Source organism: Pseudoxanthomonas sp. LH2527 (genome assembly GCF_022539275.1).
Taxonomy (GTDB): domain Bacteria; phylum Pseudomonadota; class Gammaproteobacteria; order Xanthomonadales; family Xanthomonadaceae; genus Pseudoxanthomonas_A.
Genome location: NZ_JAKZBW010000005.1, coordinates 38,926 through 55,904 on the forward strand (window position 1 = coordinate 38,926; position 16,979 = coordinate 55,904).

At 68.1% G+C, this 16,979-nt stretch carries 15 protein-coding genes; 7 read left to right on the plus strand and 8 right to left on the minus strand.

All coding sequences use genetic code 11. The features are described from left to right. Nucleotides 1–83: 83 nt before the first annotated feature. Nucleotides 84–1,334: a flavohemoglobin expression-modulating QEGLA motif protein gene (locus MMG85_RS04470; protein WP_241044930.1), complete on the minus strand. Its 1,251-nt coding sequence runs from the start codon at nucleotides 1,332–1,334 to the stop codon at nucleotides 84–86. 325 nt (nucleotides 1,335–1,659) lie between these two features. Here MMG85_RS04470 and gltS point away from each other — a divergent pair, with 325 nt between their 5' ends. Beyond that, nucleotides 1,660–2,862 carry a sodium/glutamate symporter gene (gene gltS, locus MMG85_RS04475; RefSeq protein ID WP_241044931.1) on the plus strand — a complete coding sequence of 401 codons (1,203 nt, stop codon included), beginning with the start codon at nucleotides 1,660–1,662 and terminating at the stop codon, nucleotides 2,860–2,862. A gap of 149 nt (nucleotides 2,863–3,011) precedes the next feature. Here the strand turns inward: gltS and rsgA are convergent, their stop codons facing one another. Continuing rightward, nucleotides 3,012–4,151 carry a ribosome small subunit-dependent GTPase A gene (gene rsgA, locus MMG85_RS04480; protein WP_241044932.1) on the minus strand — a complete coding sequence of 380 codons (1,140 nt, stop codon included), beginning with the start codon at nucleotides 4,149–4,151 and terminating at the stop codon, nucleotides 3,012–3,014. A gap of 102 nt (nucleotides 4,152–4,253) precedes the next feature. On the opposite strand from rsgA, the gene MMG85_RS04485 reads away from it, so the two are divergent. From MMG85_RS04485 to MMG85_RS04495, 3 genes are all read left to right on the plus strand, one after another. Further along, nucleotides 4,254–5,534: a pyridoxal phosphate-dependent aminotransferase gene (locus MMG85_RS04485; RefSeq protein WP_241044933.1), complete on the plus strand. Its 1,281-nt coding sequence runs from the start codon at nucleotides 4,254–4,256 to the stop codon at nucleotides 5,532–5,534. A 130-nt stretch (nucleotides 5,535–5,664) separates the two neighbouring features. Then, a complete protein-coding gene (locus MMG85_RS04490; RefSeq protein WP_241044934.1) occupies nucleotides 5,665–5,913 on the plus strand; it encodes a DUF4926 domain-containing protein in 249 nt (82 codons plus the stop codon). A gap of 164 nt (nucleotides 5,914–6,077) precedes the next feature. Then, nucleotides 6,078–6,725, plus strand: a complete 648-nt coding sequence (locus tag MMG85_RS04495; protein WP_241044935.1) for an SGNH/GDSL hydrolase family protein — start codon at nucleotides 6,078–6,080, stop codon at nucleotides 6,723–6,725. A 728-nt stretch (nucleotides 6,726–7,453) separates the two neighbouring features. Here MMG85_RS04495 and MMG85_RS04500 read toward each other — a convergent pair. Then, nucleotides 7,454–8,278 carry a polysaccharide deacetylase family protein gene (locus MMG85_RS04500; protein ID WP_241044936.1) on the minus strand — a complete coding sequence of 275 codons (825 nt, stop codon included), beginning with the start codon at nucleotides 8,276–8,278 and terminating at the stop codon, nucleotides 7,454–7,456. 50 nt (nucleotides 8,279–8,328) lie between these two features. On the opposite strand from MMG85_RS04500, the gene grxD reads away from it, so the two are divergent. Next, on the plus strand, nucleotides 8,329–9,258 hold the full coding sequence (gene grxD, locus MMG85_RS04505; protein WP_241044937.1) for a Grx4 family monothiol glutaredoxin: 930 nt from the start codon (nucleotides 8,329–8,331) through the stop codon (nucleotides 9,256–9,258). Nucleotides 9,259–9,434: 176 nt separating this feature from the next. Here grxD and MMG85_RS04510 read toward each other — a convergent pair whose 3' ends face one another. From MMG85_RS04510 to MMG85_RS04525, 4 genes are read right to left on the minus strand one after another with little or no spacing between them, the layout of a single operon-like run. Continuing rightward, complete coding sequence (locus MMG85_RS04510; RefSeq protein WP_241044938.1) at nucleotides 9,435–9,974, minus strand: DUF924 family protein; 540 nt, start codon at nucleotides 9,972–9,974, stop codon at nucleotides 9,435–9,437. Further along, complete coding sequence (locus MMG85_RS04515; RefSeq protein ID WP_241044939.1) at nucleotides 9,971–10,717, minus strand: phage Gp37/Gp68 family protein; 747 nt, start codon at nucleotides 10,715–10,717, stop codon at nucleotides 9,971–9,973. Before MMG85_RS04515 ends, MMG85_RS04510 begins: the two co-directional genes overlap by 4 nt. Further along, complete coding sequence (gene tcmP / locus MMG85_RS04520; protein ID WP_241044940.1) at nucleotides 10,717–11,520, minus strand: three-Cys-motif partner protein TcmP; 804 nt, start codon at nucleotides 11,518–11,520, stop codon at nucleotides 10,717–10,719. The genes MMG85_RS04515 and tcmP overlap by 1 nt, the downstream gene beginning before the upstream one ends. A gap of 27 nt (nucleotides 11,521–11,547) precedes the next feature. Then, nucleotides 11,548–12,324 (minus strand): AMP nucleosidase, encoded by a 777-nt coding sequence (locus MMG85_RS04525; RefSeq protein WP_055937943.1) that lies wholly within the window; start codon nucleotides 12,322–12,324, stop codon nucleotides 11,548–11,550. A gap of 113 nt (nucleotides 12,325–12,437) precedes the next feature. On the opposite strand from MMG85_RS04525, the gene MMG85_RS04530 reads away from it, so the two are divergent. Together MMG85_RS04530 and MMG85_RS04535 are read left to right on the plus strand one after the other, a co-directional pair. Next, nucleotides 12,438–13,859, plus strand: a complete 1,422-nt coding sequence (locus MMG85_RS04530; RefSeq protein WP_241044941.1) for an amidohydrolase — start codon at nucleotides 12,438–12,440, stop codon at nucleotides 13,857–13,859. A 113-nt stretch (nucleotides 13,860–13,972) separates the two neighbouring features. Then, entirely contained in the window at nucleotides 13,973–15,229 is a 1,257-nt protein-coding gene (locus tag MMG85_RS04535; protein ID WP_241044942.1) for an amidohydrolase family protein, read from the plus strand. Between the two features lie 16 nt (nucleotides 15,230–15,245). On the opposite strand, the gene MMG85_RS04540 is transcribed toward MMG85_RS04535, so the two are convergent. Then, the gene (locus MMG85_RS04540) at nucleotides 15,246–16,925 is read right to left on the minus strand and encodes a diguanylate cyclase (RefSeq protein WP_241044943.1); all 1,680 of its coding nucleotides are present in this window, start codon (nucleotides 16,923–16,925) and stop codon (nucleotides 15,246–15,248) included. Nucleotides 16,926–16,979: the final 54 nt, after the last annotated feature.

Below are 16,979 nucleotides of genomic sequence, written 5' to 3' on the forward strand. Positions count from 1 at the left end.
CGCGGCAGCGGGTAGCACTTTGTGGCTAGGGCCACGGCGGCGACCACCGCGTGTGCGGCAGTGCCCGCAACGCGCGGTGCGGCTCACGACAGCGTGGGCGCGTCTTCCGACAGCTTGTCCAGGCGGATGCGGTTGGCGAACAGCGAGAACGCCAGCATGCCGGCCAGTCCGTTGGCGCGGCTGACCCAGCGCGGCAGCCAGCGCGGCGGCGCCAGCACGCCGGCCTCGAACATCGGCTCGAACGTGGCCACGTCGTCCAGCGTCATCTTGCCGGCGAACAGGCGCCGGCACAGGCGCAACCGGTCCTGCTGCAGCGAATGGCGGAAGAACGTGTGCACGCCGATCAACCCGCGCAGGTACACGGTGTCCTTGGTGAACGCCGCACCGCCGGTGGTGGGCACGCCGCGGAACACGCGCTGCGCCGACGAAAAACTCTCGGCCGGATTCTGCCCCGCGTCGATGAAGTAGCGGAAGACCTCGATGAAGTCGGCGCCGGCCAGCGCCATCGCCACCGCCTCGATGCGCAGGCTGATCCGCTTCATCCGTTCTATGTCGATGCTGCCGGTGATCTGCTCGGCGAACGTCGCCAGTCCTTCCTGGGTGGCGGTCACGCGCGGCGAGGCCAGCGCCAGGCTGGGCAGCACGGTCTGTTCGCGTCCGTTCAACGCGGTCAGCGAATGCACCAGCGCCTCGTGCTGCAGCAGTTGCCGGCGGTCGTAGTCGCTGAAGGCGGCGCCGTGGCGCAGGCGGATGCGCGTCGCCCCGGCGGCGGCCTTGGCGATCAGCTGGCGGTCCAGTTCCACCGTGATGACGCGGCCGTCGAAGAAATCGTCCAGGTCCGCCTGCAACTGCAACTGCAGCGCGGTGGCCGACACCGGCACCTGTTCTTCCGGCGCCAGCAGCTCGTGGTCCAGTTCGTTGGCGATGGCGATGAAGTGGCCGGCGGCATCGCGCGTGGTCGGGCCGTCGCCGGGCAGGCATTCCTCGGGCGTGCCGAACAGCGCGACCGAGTGCGTGGTGACGGCTGCCGTGCCCAGCGATTCCAGCAGCTGCGCGGCGATGTCCCAGCTGTGCACGGAATCGCGCAGGTAGCCGCCCAGCGGGTGATGCTCGTCGGCTGCGGCGGCGATGGCGGCCAGTTCGCGGCGCGCATCGCCGAAGTCCAGGCGCGGATACGCGATCGCCGGCAGCTGCGCTTGTCCGCGCGCGAACCCGTCCAGGAACGGCGCCTGCACGTCCGCCGGCCAACTCGCCAGGCTGAGCAGCTTGATGCCGCGCACGGCCTTGACCAGGCGCGCATCGAGCGCGGCGTGATGGGCGATGTCAGGCTGCATGGGGCTCCTCCCTGCCGACACTCTAGCGCGCCGGTCCGCACAAGCGGTGGAAGCCAGGGCCTGCTAACGCGCATGACCCCTGTCGCACCGGTCCTGCGGGCGTGCGCAGCAAGGAAGAGCGAGGGCGCGTATGTCGATACGCAACAGAGCGATGACGCCGCCGCGTGCGTCCGCAGGGTCGGCCCGGAGGGTGTCGCACCGATGGCCGTCGGGCGGCGTCGCGCGGCTTGACCTGACGGCCATCGGAGCGGCATGCGACAGGGGGCATGCGCGTTAACAGGCCCTGGACTATGCTCGGGGCTCTTCCAACAGTTGCGGGGGCAGCATGCTGGAGCTCGATGCCGTACAGACACTGGCCTTCGCCGGCCTCGCCCTGTTCCTCGGCTATGCGCTCTGCCGCGTGGTCCCGCCGTTCTCGAAGTACAACCTGCCCGCGCCGGTGATCGGCGGCCTGGCGGTGGCATTGGTCGTGCTGGCCGCACGCAGCCGCGACATCACCCTGTTTACGCTGGACACCAGCCTGCAGTCGCCGCTGATGATCGCCTTCTTCACCACCATCGGCGTCAACGCCAGCGTGGCCCTGCTGAAACTCAGCGGCCGCCAGGTGGTGGTGTTCCTGCTGCTGGCCAGTGCGTTTGCGGTGGCACAGAACCTGCTGGGCATGGCGGTGGCGATGGGCTTCGGCCTGCATCCGCTGTTCGGCGTACTGGCCGGGTCCACCACGCTGACCGGCGGACCGGCGACCGGGCTGGCGTTCGCGCCGCTGTTCGAACAGGCCGGCGTGGCCGGCGCGGAATCCATCGCGGTCGCCTCGGCGATGGCCGGCATCCTCTGCGGTGGCCTGCTCGGCGGACCGGTGGCCACCGTGCTGATCCGCCGCCACAAGCTGTACGGCGGCGTGCGCCTGGGCGCGCCGGACGAATCCTCGGCCGAGCCCGCCGGTGCGCGCGACACGGTCGACTTCGCCTCGCGCGAACACGCCGCGCTGAAGAGCATCGTGGTGATCCTAGTGGCGATGTGGGCCGGCGCCGGCGTCAGCCAGGGCCTGGCCGCGCTCGGCCTGACCCTGCCGGCCACCGTCGGCGCGATGATGGTCGGCGCGGCGCTCCGCTATCTCGACGATCGCACCGGCTGGATCGGCCTGCCGGTCGCGACCACCGACCTGATCGGCAACGTCTGCCTGGCGCTGTTCCTGGCGGTGGCGCTGATGAATCTCAAACTGTGGGAACTGGCCGGCCTGGCCGCGCCGCTGCTGGTCAACCTCGGCTTGCAGGTCGCGCTGGTGGCGCTGTTCTGCGGCGTGGTGTTCCGGGTGATGGGCCGCGACTACGACGCCGCGGTGATGGGCGGCGGCTTCATCGGCTTCATGCTCGGCACCACGGCCAACGCGATGGCGGTGATGCGCACCCTGGTCGAACGCTACGGCATGGCCCCGCGCGCCTTCCTCGTCGCCCCGCTGGTGGGCGCGTTCTTCATCGACTTCAGCAATGCGCTGATCATCACGGGGTTCATCAATCTTTGGGATTGATCGAACGCTGGAACCTATCAGCCGTCACGATCCATCCACCGTCATCCCGGCGCAGGCCGGGACCCAGTGACTTTGATGTTTGGATGACGGTAGACGTGCAGAAAGACCCTGGGTCCCGGCCTGCGCCGGGATGACGGTACGGTGTGTTGCTAACGCTTGCCGTACTTGTCCGTCAGCCGCTTGTTCAGCGCCTTGCCCTGCACGCGGGCATTCGATTTGTCGGCCAGGCGCGAAGCGAGCTTGTCGGCCGCCGCGGCGACTTCATCGCGCAGCTTGAGGTAGTTGAGGAAGCGGCCTTCGTCCAGCGCCTCGCTGTCGATCGCCGCGCGCACCGCGCAGCCCGGCTCGCGGTCGTGCGAGCAGTCGCGGAACTTGCACTGCGCGGCCAGCGCCTCGATGTCGGCGAAGCCGCCGTCGGCCAGGTCTTCCTCGCCGGTGGGCTTCAGCTCGCGCATGCCGGGCGTGTCGATCAGGCAGGCGCCCGCCGGCAGCGGGATCAGCGCGCGGTAGGTCGTGGTGTGGCGCCCGCGCGAATCGCTCTCGCGCACTTCGCCGGTCTTCATGCGCTCGTCGCCGAGCAGCGTGTTGGTGATCGTTGACTTGCCGGCACCCGACGAGCCGACCAGCACCACGGTGTGGCCGGGTTCCAGCCAAGGTTCGAGTTGCGCGACGCTGTCCGGATCCTTCGCGTTGACGGTGAACACCGGCACGCCCTGCGCGGTGAGGTCGGCCAGCACCTCGACCGCGTCGTCGGCGTACTCGGTGCGGTCGGCCTTGGTCAGCACGATCACGGGTTCTGGAGCCGCCGTCTGCGCGCCACCGCCGCCGACCAGCAGCAGATAGCGCTCGATGCGGCGCGGATTGAAGTCGGCATCCAGGCCGCAGACGATGAACACGGTGTCGATGTTCGCCGCGATCACCTGCTGGTGGTAATGCTCGCCGGCCGCACCGCGCTTGATGCCGGTATGGCGCGGCAGCAGGGCGACGATGCGCGGCCGCTTGCCGGTGGCGTCTTCCAGCAGCACCCAATCGCCGACCGCGGGACGTTCATGTGCCGGGAACCGCGGGCGCTGCCATTCCGGCAGCGATTCGGCCTTCACGCCCACGCCGGGCGCATCGGCGACCACGTAGCCGGAGCGGTGCTGTTCGATCACCCGCGCCGGGGTGGCCTGCGGATGCGCGGCCAGCGCCTCGCGCCATGCCGCATCCGTCGGTTCCCCCGTGTACGGCCAGCCGATGGCGCGCAGAAGGGTGACGTCGGACACGCTGGGGAGGGGGGGTTCGGGCATGGCGCGCATTCTAGACGCGGGCTGGCGCCAGCGGGGCCGGGCAGGCGAAATATCCGTTAAGCTGCCCCTCCTTCCGTTTTTCCGCCCCCTGCGGTCGCCGCCATGCCCACTCCGCCCGTCAAACCGCTCGCCACGCGCGAACGCCTGTCCGAAGTCCGCTACGAGATCCGGGGCGAACTGGCACGGCGAGCCCGCGAGCTGGAAGCGCAGGGGCAGAAACTGATCAAGCTCAACATCGGCAACCCGGGCGCGTTCGGTTTCCGCGCGCCGGAACACCTGCAGCGCGCGATCGCCGACGACATGGGCCGCACCGATCCGTACACGCACCAGCAGGGCCTGCCCTCGGCGCGCGATGCCATCGCCGCGGCCTACGCCAAGCGCGGCACGCCCGATGCGCACCCGGACCGCGTGTTCGTCGGCAACGGCGTGTCGGAATTGATCGACCTGTCGCTGCGCGCCCTGCTCAACCCCGGCGACGAAGTGCTGGTGCCCTCGCCCGACTACCCGCTGTGGTCGGCGGCGACCATCCTCAACGACGGCCGCCCGGTGTACTACCGCTGCGATCCCGACAACGACTTCCTGCCCGACCCCAGCGAGATCGAGCAGCTGGTCAGCTCGCGCACCCGCGCCATCGTGCTGATCAACCCGAACAACCCGACCGGCGCCACCTATCCGCGCGAGCTGCTGGAACGCATCGTCGCCATCGCCGCCAAGCACCGCCTGCTGCTGATGGTCGACGAGATCTACGACCAGGTGCTGTACGACGGCGCCACCTTCGTCCCGGTCGCACCGCTGGCCGGCGACGTGCCGTGCATCACCTTCAGCGGCCTCAGCAAGGTGCACCGCGCCTGCGGCTGGCGCGTGGGCTGGGGTGTGGTGTCCGGCCACGGCGACGTGGTGCGCGACTTCCTGCACGCGATGGACCTGCTCAGCGCCCTGCGCCTGTGCGCCAACGTGCCCGGCCAGTACGCGATCGACGCCGCGGTGAACGGCCCCGACACGATCAGTGCTTTGTGCGAAGCGGGCGGCCGCCTGTACGAAACCCGCCGCGCGGTGATCGAGGCCTGCGAGGCCAGCACGCACCTGCAGCTGGTGAACCCGGCCGGCGCGCTGTACGCGTTCCCGGCCGTGGTCGGCGACGCGGCGAAGAACTTCGACGACCACAGCTTCGCCCTGGAACTGATGGAAACCGAAGGCGTGCTGGTCGTCCCCGGCTCCAGCTTCAACGTGCCCTACCGCCACCACTTCCGCGTCACCCTGCTGCCCGAAGCGGCGACCATGCGCGAAGTCTTCGCCCGCATCGACCGCGCCCTGACGCGCCGTGCGGAAGCGGCCACCAAGGTGGTGCCGATCAAGGGCAAGTCGCGGCCGGCGGCGGCGTAAACCGGATCGCGGTTGCTGTGCGGCTGCTGTGGGAGCGACGCAAGTCGCGAGACGGCATCCGGATGGCCCATCGCGACTTACGTCGCTCCCACAGGCAGGCTCCATCCCTCAGGCAGGCAGGGGAACGCGGATGACCTTGAACATGTATGACATCGTCCGCGTGATCGCGCCGATACCCTCCGAGCGGGTCGACGCAAGCGCATCCAGAGCGAAGGACGTCCGTGTCGGCGACGTGGGGGCGATCGTTATGGCTCTGGCCGCGTCCGAGGCGCGTACCGCGTATGAGGTCGAGTGTGTCGACCCCGACGGTCACACCCGCTGGCTGGCGACGCTGTTCGCAGACGAGATCGAGCGTGTGGCCCCTGTGGGAGCGACGTAAGTCGCGACCCCACGCTACAACGCGCCTGTTGAACCCCATCGGGGGACAACCAAGGGCAGCCGTGACCCTGCGCCTAGGATGACCGATATTTCGCTGCAGGGTTGAATTCCCGGTCGCGACTCACGTCGCTCCTACAACGGACCGGAAGGGCGCATCATGCGTCCATGACGACGCTCTCCGCCCCCCACACCACCGCCCTCACCACCGAGCTGCGCTACCTGGCGCTCGGCGACTCCTACACCATCGGCGAAGGCGTGGACGCAGCCGGCCGCTGGCCGACGCAACTGGCGCGCCTGCTGCGGATGGAGGGCGTGCTGCTCGGCGATCCGCGCATCATCGCCACCACCGGCTGGACCACCGACGAACTGGACGCCGCGATCACCGCCGCCGAGCCGCTCGGCGAGCACGACTTCGTCACCCTGCTGATCGGCGTGAACAACCAGTACCGTGGCCGCAGCGTCGAGGAGTACCGCACCCAGTTCGCCGCCCTGCTCTGGCGCGCCATCGGCTTCGCCCGCAACCGCCCCGACCGCGTGCTGGTGCTCTCCATCCCCGACTGGGGCGTCACCCCGTTCGCCGCGCAATCCGGCCGCGACGCAGCACAGATCGCGCGCGAACTGGATGCCTACAACCTGGCCGCGCGCGAGGTCTGCGCGCAGCGCGGCGTCTCTTTCGTCGACATCACCCCGGTCAGCCGTGCACGCGGCGGCGAAGCGGCGATGCTGGCCGATGACGGCCTGCACCCCTCCGCCGCGATGTACGCCGAATGGACGCGGCTGGCGTTTCCGATCGCGCATCATTTGCTCGCTTGAGCCCCTCTCCCGCCGGGAGAGGGGTTGGGGTGAGGGTACGGCGGAGTGGCGAAGGTTCGGCGGCTCGCACACCCTCATCCGGCGCTGCGCGCCACCTTCTCCCGAAGGGAGAAGGGTCCGGCGCGGTGATAGGTCCACGCGCATTGGCGACAGATCCCTGCGTCGTGCGCGCGGCGCACGCTACGTCCGCATCGCGCCTCAAGCCCCTCTCCCACCGGGAGAGGGGTTGGGGTGAGGGTCGGCGGAGTGGCGACGGTTCGGCGGCCCGCACACCCTCACCCGGCGCTTCGCGCCACCCCGTATCGGGTACGGGGCAGGCTCTTCTCCCGAAGGGAGAAGGATCCAGACCCACCAGCTGCGGGATCGCCAACGTAGCGTGCGCCATGCGCACGAAGCGCGGTGACGGATTCATGCGCAGCACTGACAGATCCATGCGTCGTGCGCGCGGCGCACGCTACATCCGCGGCGCGCTTGAAGCCCCTCTCCCACCGGGAGAGGGGTTGGGGTGAGGGTCGGCGGAGTGGCGATGGTTCGGCGGCTCGCACACCCTCATCCGGCGCTTCGCGCCACCCCGTATCGGGTACGGGGCAGGCTCTTCTCCCGAAGGGAGAAGGATCCAGACCCACCAGCTGCGGGATCGCCAACGTAGCGTGCGCCATGCGCACGACGTGCGATGCCGGATTCATGCGCAGCGTCGACAGATCCATGCGTCGTGCGCACGGCGCACGCTACGCGGCGGCGGCGACCAGCGGCGGCGCATCCGACTCGGGCAGCACGGTGCAATAGCCCTGGGCATCAAGCCATGCCAGCAGCTGCGCCAGGATGGCGACGTTGTGGCCGTGCGCGGCGCCTTCGTGCAGCAGCACGATGGCGCCGGGGGCGATGTCGCGGGTGATGCGCGCCAGTACCTGGTCGGGCTGGCAGTCGATGCCGTCGAACCCGCGCGCGCTCCATGCCACGCGCGCCAGGCCGTGGCGCTTCAGCGACAGGCCGACGAAGGGGTTGGTCATGCCCACGACGCTGCGGTACCAGCGCGGGGTGTCGCCGGTGATCGCGGTAAGGATGGACTGGTTGCGGCCGATCTCGTCTTCCATCGCACCCGGTCCCAGCCGCCAGAATCGCGTATCCGGATGACTCGCGCTGTGATTGCCGATGCCGTGGCCGCGGTCGCGGATGGCCTGCACCAGCGCCGGCTGCGCCAGCGCGCGTTCGCCGACCAGGAAGAAGGTCGCCTTCGCCCCATGGCGGTCCAGCAGGTCGAGGATCGCCGGGGTGTCGGCCGAGGGGCCGTCGTCGAGGGTCAGCCACACCACGCGCTGCTCGGTCGGCAGCCGCGACAGCGCCGGGCAGAACACGGTGGCGCGCGGATACAGCGTGGCCCACACCACCAGCAGGTGGGTGGCCATCATCGCCGGCAGGCCGACGGTCCAGCCGGACCGCCACCACAGCCAGGCCACGCCCACTTGCGACAGCGCCAGCAGGCCCAATATCAGTCCGGGATGGCGCGGCGGACGATGCAGTGTTCCTGTCGTGCTCATGCCCCATGATGCCACGGGGCGTAAAATCCCCCTCCGCTTTTCCTTCCGCATACCGGTGCCTGTCCATGTCCCTTGATCCCGCCCTGCGCTCGCGCATCGAATCCCTCCTGCAGTCCAACCGCGTGGTGCTGTTCATGAAGGGCCAGCCGACCATGCCGCAGTGCGGGTTCTCGGCCAAGGCGGTGGGCGCGCTGTCGGCGCTGGGCGTGGACTACGCGCACGTCAACGTGCTGGCCGACCAGGAAATCCGCGAAGGCATCAAGGTCTACGGCGACTGGCCGACCATCCCGCAGCTGTACATCGACGGCGAACTGGTCGGCGGCAGCGACATCATCGAGCAGATGACCAACTCCGGCGAACTGGCCACCGTGCTGGGCCTGCAGGCGCCCGACCGCACGCCGCCGGCGATCACCATCACCGCCGCCGCCGCCGAGATGCTGCAGAACGCGGTGGCCGACGCCGGCCCGGGCGCCGCGCTGGCGCTGGGCATCAACGCGCAGTTCCAGCCCAACTTCCAGCTGGCCCAGTTCGACGCCAACGCCATCGCCAGCGAATCCAATGGCGTGCGCGTGCAGTTCGACCTGGCCAGCGCGCGCCGCGCCGACGGCATCACCATCGACTGGGTGGACGACATCCGCGGCAAGGGCCTGGCCATCGACAACCCCAACGCGCCCAAGCCGGTGCAGGCGCTGTCGCCGATCGATGCCGATGCCAAGGTCCGCGCCAGCGAAGTGCTGCTGGTCGACGTGCGCCCGGCCGACGAACGCGCCATCGCCTCGGTGAAGCTGCCCTTCAAGACCTTCGACGGCAACGGCCGTGCCGAGCTGGAAGCGCTGCCGAAGGACACCGCCATCGCCTTCCTGTGCCGCAGCGGCGGCCGCAGCCAGCAGGCCGCGGAGGAATTCCGCGCGCTCGGCTTCGCCAACGTCTCCAACATCACCGGCGGCATCAACGCCTGGGCCGATGACGTGGATGGCACGCTCAGCAAGTACTGAGCCGGCACGACGCGAGCGATCCATGGTAAAGCGGGCTTCGGCCCGCTTTCTTTTTGCTTCACCTATGAGGTGTGCCGCGTAGGGTGGGCCTTGGCCCACCGCCAGGGGATGCGAACCACGCGCCATGTCATGGGGCTCGCCCCGAAAGGCAACGGTGGGCCAAGGCCCACCCTACGTCATCCCGAGAAACCCCCGCTCGCCAGGTAATCGCGCTCTTCCTGCGTGGCGACGCGCCCCATCGCCTCGTTGCGATGCGGGAAGCGGCCGAAGCGGGCGATCAGGTCGTAGTGCAGCTGGGCGTACTTGATGTAGTTCTCGTCGCCGGTGGCGTGGAACAGGTCCAGCGAGCGTTGCTGATCCTCCAGCGCCTCGGCGTGTTCGTACGGCATGTAGAAGAAGATCTTCAGCGCCGGATCGACCTGCGCGTCGAAACCGGCCTCGATGGCGCGCGCGGTGTAGTGTCGCGCCAGCCCGTCGGTGGCGTAGGAATGCGCGCTCTGGCGGAAGCAGTTGCGCGGAAACTGGTCCAGCAGCAGCACCAGCGCCAGCGCACCCTCGGCATCGCCCATCCAGCCTTCCAGTTCGCGCCGCGCTGCACGGAAATGCAGCCCGCGGAACCGCTGGTCGAACTCGGCGTCGAACGCATCGTCGTTGGCGAACCACTTCTCGTAGCCGGCGTTCTTCCAGAAGGTGATGACGTCGTTGGATTCGTTCATGCGCGTGCGTACTCCGGCATGGCGTCCCAGGTGCGGCCCAGCAGCTCGCGTCCGTTGGACTTCTTGTCGCGCTTGATGCCGTCAGCGCCAAACGCACCCCATTGCTTGAAGAAAAAGCGGACACCCTGCTCTTCACATTGCCGCTTCACGTTCAACGCCCATGCTTCTTTCATCGGCCGGGCGCCATGACCGGATTCGCCCCCCACGATCACCCAGTCGATGCCGGTCAGATCAAGTGGGCCGACATTCTCAAGCAATGGCTCAACGCTGAGGAACTTGACGCTCGCCTTGGCGGATTGGAGATGTGCGATGCGCGGCACACCGTGACGCTTGTTCTCGACGGAAACCCCGATCCAGACATTGTCCGGAATCACACGCTCCTGACTGTACTCGGATATCCGCTCCGCTCGCTTGGTGAGCACTTGGAACGTATGCTGCGGACAACGCGTCATGACGTCGAACACACGGTCAATGAAGCTTTCCGGCACCGCCGTGTGGAACAGGTCGCTCATGGAGTTGACGAAGTAGACCGTCGGCTGTTTTTTCTTCAGCGGCTCGTCAAGGCGGAACGGGAGTGTCCGCACCTCCTTGAATCCCTGCTCGTAGCCGACAACACCCATGGCCTGCAGGCGCCGCGCCATGGTCTCCGCGTAGCAGTGCTTGCAGCCTGCGCTGAGCTTGGTGCAGCCAACCACCGGATTCCACGTGCTTTCCGTCCACTCAATTCTTGATTTTGTGGTCATCAGAACTCGAATCCTCTCTGAGAGTCTCTCGCCTGAATATCATTCCAGATGTTTAGCGCAGTCTGGTTACCCGTAGCGTGGATTAGCCAGTACATATTCTTTCCCTTGTCCCTGACCATCTCTACATTGCTGGAATGGTAGCCCTTAGCAAGCAAAGCTTGATACCAGATCCCAAAAGCCGAACGCCTGTTCTCTCGCAAAGACTTGTTTTTCCGGTAAGCGAGGGAGGCTCCAGGAATGTATTGATCTATGGTCCCGGCAAGGAGCAACTTTTCATAGTTCCTCACGAAATCCATGACGCTGAAATGGATTAGGAAATCAATCTTCCTGAAGGCCGAGAGCTGATCTATTACCGAAAAAGGAAGCGCGTGAAGCGAGAAGGGGTCCAGAAAGGCGAGATGCAGGGCTCCGCGATCCATCTTCTTCACAACCTCGTGGACAGTGTCCTCTGCCTTGCCTACAAATACATCCGGACTGACTCCCAAACACTGCAGGCGCGCCTCGCATGCTCCTACGTTTTCTCGCGAGAAGTCCGAAATGTACATCGCTGTGAATGGCGCCCTAGATGACGCTTTGAATGCCGCCACAGGGCTTCCATCGGAAAAGCCACCACTTTGATTCAAACATCTGCCGGGGCCGCAGTACAGATCAATATACGTGCGTCTTGGCCAAGACTTTCTTGCTTGCGAGCTTGCTTCGATGTACTGAGTGAGCAATCGATGTTTTCGTTGCGCCCACTCCTGAACTTTCAGGCAGGGGAGTCCATCCGCAGGATCATTCTCGTACTCCGCTTTGCTTGCCATTCCCACTCCTTGGTTGTCACAGCTTGACTACTCATCAAACCGCAAATGCCGCACCGACTTCCCGTTGCGTCGGATCAGCTTCAACGCTTCGATGCCGACGGTGATGTGGTTCTCCACGAACGAGGAGCTGACCTTGGCGTCGCTGGCTTCGGTCTTGACGCCTTCGGGGATCATCGGCTGGTCGCTGACCAGCAGCAGGGCGCCCACGGGGATGCGGTTGGCGAAGCCGGCGGCGAAGACGGTGGCCGTTTCCATGTCGATGGCCATGCAGCGCATGGCGCGCAGGCGTTCCTTGAACGCGACGTCGTGTTCCCACACGCGGCGATTGGTGGTGTAGACCGTGCCGGTCCAGTAGTCGTGGCCCAGGTCGCGGATCATGGTGGAGACCGCGCGCTGCAGCGCGAACGCGGGCAGCGCCGGCACTTCCGGCAGCAGGTAATCGTTGCTGGTGCCCTCGCCGCGGATCGCCGCGATGGGCAGCACCAGGTCGCCCAGCTGGTTCTTGCGCTTCAGCCCGCCGCACTTGCCCAGGAACAGCACCGCCTTGGGCATGATGGCCGACAGCAGGTCCATCATGGTGGCGGCATTGGGGCTGCCCATGCCGAAGTTGATCATGGTGATGCCGTCGGCGGTGGCACTGGCCATCGGCCGGTCCAGGCCGACGATGGGCGCGCCGGTGAGCTGCGAAAACACGTTGAGGTAGCCGCCGAAATTTGTCAGCAGCACATGCTCGCCGAACTGGTCCAGGGGCACGCCGGTGTAGCGCGGCAGCCAGTTGTCGACGATCTCGCTCTTGTCCTTCATGGAAGCCTCTTTTTCTTGTTGTTGTGCGGCGATTCTGGCACGACTGCGACGCACGCACTTGGCAAGGCGCGCCGCGGCCGGTTAGGTTTCGGGTCTGTTCCGGGGGATACACCATGCGAATGACCTTGTTGGCCGGGCTGGTCCTGGCTGCGCTGGGCAGCGGCGCGCACGCCGCCACGCCCGCGTCCCGCTTCACGCAGGACCCTTACCCCAGCACCTACCGCGCCCTGCCGGGCGGACCGGTGCTGCTGGCCAACGCCACCGTGCTGACCGGCACCGGCGAGCGCCTGGACGGCGCCGACGTGCTGCTGGCCGACGGCAAGGTGGCGGCCGTGGGCCGCGGCCTGTCCGCACCGGAGGGCACCACCCGCATCGACGCGACCGGCAAGTGGGTGACGCCGGGGTTGATCGACGTGCATTCGCACCTGGGCGTGTATCCCAGCCCGGGGGTGAAGGCGCACAGCGACGGCAACGAGGCCACCGCGCCGGTGACGGCGAACGTGTGGGCCGAGCATTCGATCTGGACGCAGGACCCGGGCTTCCATACCGCGCTGGCCGGCGGCGTGACCTCGATGCAGATCCTGCCGGGTTCGGCCAACCTGGTGGGCGGCCGCGGGGTGACGCTGAAGAACGTGCCGTCCACCAGCTACCAGGGCATGAAGTTCCCCGGTGCGCCGTGGGGCCTGAAGATGGCCTGCGGCGAGAACCCCAAGCGCGTGTACGGCGGCAAGGCCGGTCCGGCCACGCGCATGGGCAACGTGGCCGGCTACCGCGCCGCCTTCATCGATGCCAGCGAATACCTGAAGAAGAACGCACCCAAGCCGCAGCAGCCGAAGAAGAAGCGCTGGTGGGACCGCGCCAGCGGTGGCGAAGGCACCGACAGTGGCGGTGATGCCGGCGGCAAGCGCGACCTGAAGCTGGACACGCTGGCCGGCGCGATCAACGGCGAGATCCTGGTGCACATCCACTGCTACCGCGCCGATGAAATGACCACGATGCTGGACCTGGCGAAGGAGTTCGGCTTCAAGGTCGCCGCGTTCCACCACGGCGTGGAGGCGTACAAGCTGGCCGACCGGCTGGCGCAGGACGGCGTCTGCGGCGCGCTGTGGGCCGACTGGTGGGGCTTCAAGATGGAAGCCTTCGACGGCATCCAGGAGAACATCGCCCTGGTCGACCGCCCGGCCAACGGCTGCGCGATCGTGCATTCGGATTCGGACGAGGGCATCCAGCGCCTGAACCAGGAAGCGGCGAAGGTGATGGCCAGCGCGCGCCGCGCCGGCATGGGCGAGATCGCACCGGAGCGCGCCATCCGCTGGGTGACCAGCAATGCGGCCAAGTCGCTGGGCATCGCCGAGCGCACCGGCACGTTGGAGGCCGGCAAGATGGCCGACGTGGTGCTGTGGAACCAGAACCCCTTCAGCGTGTACGCCAAGGCCGAGCAGGTCTACATCGACGGCGCCCGCATCTACGACCGCCACGACCGCAGCCGGCAACCGGTGTCGGACTTCATGCTGGGCCAGGAGGTGATGCCGTGAAGCGCGCTCGCATTCTTCTTTCCCGTCATCCCGGCGAAGGCCGGGACCCCGTGCCTCTTGCTGTCGGCCCTGCGGATCGCGCGCAAAGTCGCTGGGTCCCGGCCTTCGCCGGGATGACGGTGAAATCACTTGTCGTGGCGATCACACTGGCATCCACTTCCTTCGCTGCCCTCGCCCAGGACGTGCTCATCCGCAACGCCACCGTGCATACCGCCGGTGCGCAGGGCACGTTGCAGAACGCCGATGTGCTGGTGCGCAATGGCGTGATCCAGTCCGTCGGCAGCGGCATCGCCGCGCCCGGCGCGACGGTGGTGGAGGCCAGCGGGCGGCCGCTGACGCCGGCGTTCTTCGGTGGCATCACCGAGATCGGCATCGAGGAGGTGTCGGGTGAATCCTCGACGGTCGATGCGGCGGTGACGCTGGAAGACCAGCCGATGCGGCCGGAGTTCGACGTGACGCTGGCCTACAACCCGGCGTCGGTGCTGATTCCGGTGACGCGCGTGGAGGGCATCGGCTTCACCTTGCTGGCGGCGTCGACGGGCGGTTCCTTCATCGCCGGCCAGGGCGGGGTGATACGGCTGGACGGCAGTGCCGATCCGGTCGGGCCGCGCGCGCTGTTCGTGCGGTTGGGCAGTGGCGGTGCGGAACTGGCAGGCAAGTCGCGCGCGGCGCAGTGGATGCTGCTGGACCAGATGGTGGCCGAGGCGCGTGGTCGCGTGCCGGCCGACTCGCCGCATGCGCTGCTGACGCCGGCGGGACGCGCCACGCTGGCGCGCTACCTGGCCGGCAATGGCCGCATCGTGGTGCAGGTGCACCGGGCCGCCGACATCCGCCAGCTGCTGCGCTGGGCGCAACGCGAGAACGTGCGCATCGCCATCGTCGGCGGTGCGGAAGCGTGGAAGCTGGCGCCGCAGCTGGCGCAGGCCAAGGTGCCGGTGTTCGTCGATGCGCTGGCCGCGCTGCCGGCCGACTTCGACCAGATCGGCGCGTCGCTGGAGAACGCGGCGCGGCTTGACGGCGCCGGCGTGAGCGTCAGCTTTTCGCAGGCCGGCGATGCCTCGCACAACGCGCGCAAGATCCGCCAGCTGGCCGGCAATGCGGTGGCCAACGGCCTGCCGTGGGAAGACGGGCTGGCCGGCCTGACCCGCGTGCCGGCGGAGGCGTTCGGCGTGGGCGACCGGGTGGGCACCATCGCGCCGGGCAAGCTGGCCGACCTGGTGCTGTGGAGCGGCGATCCGCTGGACGTGGCCCACACGGCGGAACAGCTGTGGCTGGGTGGACGGGCGATCCCGATGCGCTCGCGCCAGACCGAACTGCGCGACCGCTATCTGCAACAGCCGGGTCCGTTGCCGCGCGCGTATTCGAAATAGGCGGCGCCGCGCGGCGTCATTCCACGGAGGCGCCTGCGGGCGCCTCCGTGCATTCTTCGCCATCGCACGGCGCATCTTCGGCGACGATGCGGTCGCCGCCGGCGCGCTTGGCCACGTACATCGCCCGGTCGGCGCGCGCGACCAGCGAGGCTACGGTATCGCCGTCGCGCGCCTGTGCGGCGCCGATGCTGGCGGTCACGCCCACGGCCACGCCTTCGACCTGCGCGCAGTCGTGGCGGATGCGCGCGCAGACTTCTTCGCCGATGCGCATGGCCGCATGAAGTTCGACGCCGGACAGCACCAGCACGAATTCCTCGCCGCCCAGCCGGCCGAGCTGGTCGCCGTACTGGAACTGCTGGCTGACCACGCGCGTCACCGCGCGCAGGCAGGCATCGCCGATGGCGTGGCCGTGGCGGTCGTTGACCTGCTTGAAGTGGTCCAGGTCGATGAACAGCAGCGACACCGGGATGTGTTCGCGCGGGCGTTCGATCAGCGCCCAGTCGAGGCGGTGCTCGATGGCGGCGCGATTGAGCATGCCGGTCAGGCCATCGCGCTCGGCATGCGCCTTGGCGCGGTCGCGCTCGCGGCGGAAAGTCAGCATGCGGTCGGCCAGACCCAGCGCCAGCACCACGGCGGTGAACGCCAGCACCCACGGCAATCCGTATTCCAGCCACGGCTCCGGCCGCTCGCCGCCGCTGAAGCGGAACGCGCGCATCATGGTGAACACCAGCAGCGGCACCCACGCGATCAGGACATACGCCGCGTGGCGCTGGCCGCGGCACCAGGCCACCACCAGCGTGACCAGCGCGATCGCGTTGGTCAGCAGGAACAGGGCATTGGCAATGTCGGGAAACCACGCCTTGTCGGCCGGCCAGGGCGACAGCAGCAGAACGAGGGTCGCGCCGCAGCCGTAGACGCCGACGGCGCGCATCGCCAGCGCCAGCCGTGGCGTGGTCCGGCGCAGGGCGGCGTAATCCAGCCACAGCAGGACCAGCAGGATGGTGGCCAGCGAGCCGGAGAGCCAGATGCCCTGCGCACCGAAGCGCGCCAGCACCGACAAGCCCGGCCACGCATAGGCTTCGCCGTACGAGCACAGCGCGTACAGCAGCTGGAACAGCATGGCGCCGGCGTACAGCAGGTAGACGCGGTCGCGCAGCATGGCCCAGAACAGCAGCACCGCCAATGACACGCCCAGCACCATGCCGATCGCCGGCAGCACCAGCCGCACATGCCAGAGATCGGCGGCGGCGTAGGCCGGGGCGGATTCCACCGCGACCCGCAAGGGATAACGCGCGCCCTCGACCGTCACGTCGACCGGACCATCGACGGTCAGCGGGAACACCAGTCCGCGCCGGCTGTACTGCGGCTCCAGCTCGGCGCTGAAGATGTCCTGCCGGCGTGGCGGTCCGCCGCTGCCGTCCTGCACGGTAACGCGCGCGGTGTACGGGTGGTAGAACACCAGCAGCGGCTGCGCCACGCCCGGCGCGGGGTGCACCCGCCACGTACCGTTGCCGATCACGCGCACATCACCGGCGTCGCCTTCGAAGCGACGTTCCGAAAACAGCCCCGCGCGCTGTCCGGCCTGCTGTTCCAGCGCCAGTGGCTGGAGGCGGTCGATCCGCGCGATGTTCTCCCCGTGCGCGCCCACCGGCAGCAGGGCCAGCAGCAGCAGTAACGACCACCCCCGCTGTGTCATGTTGCCCCTTCCCTATGCGGCGAGTGTCGGGCCGGGCCTAGGGCGGGACAAGCC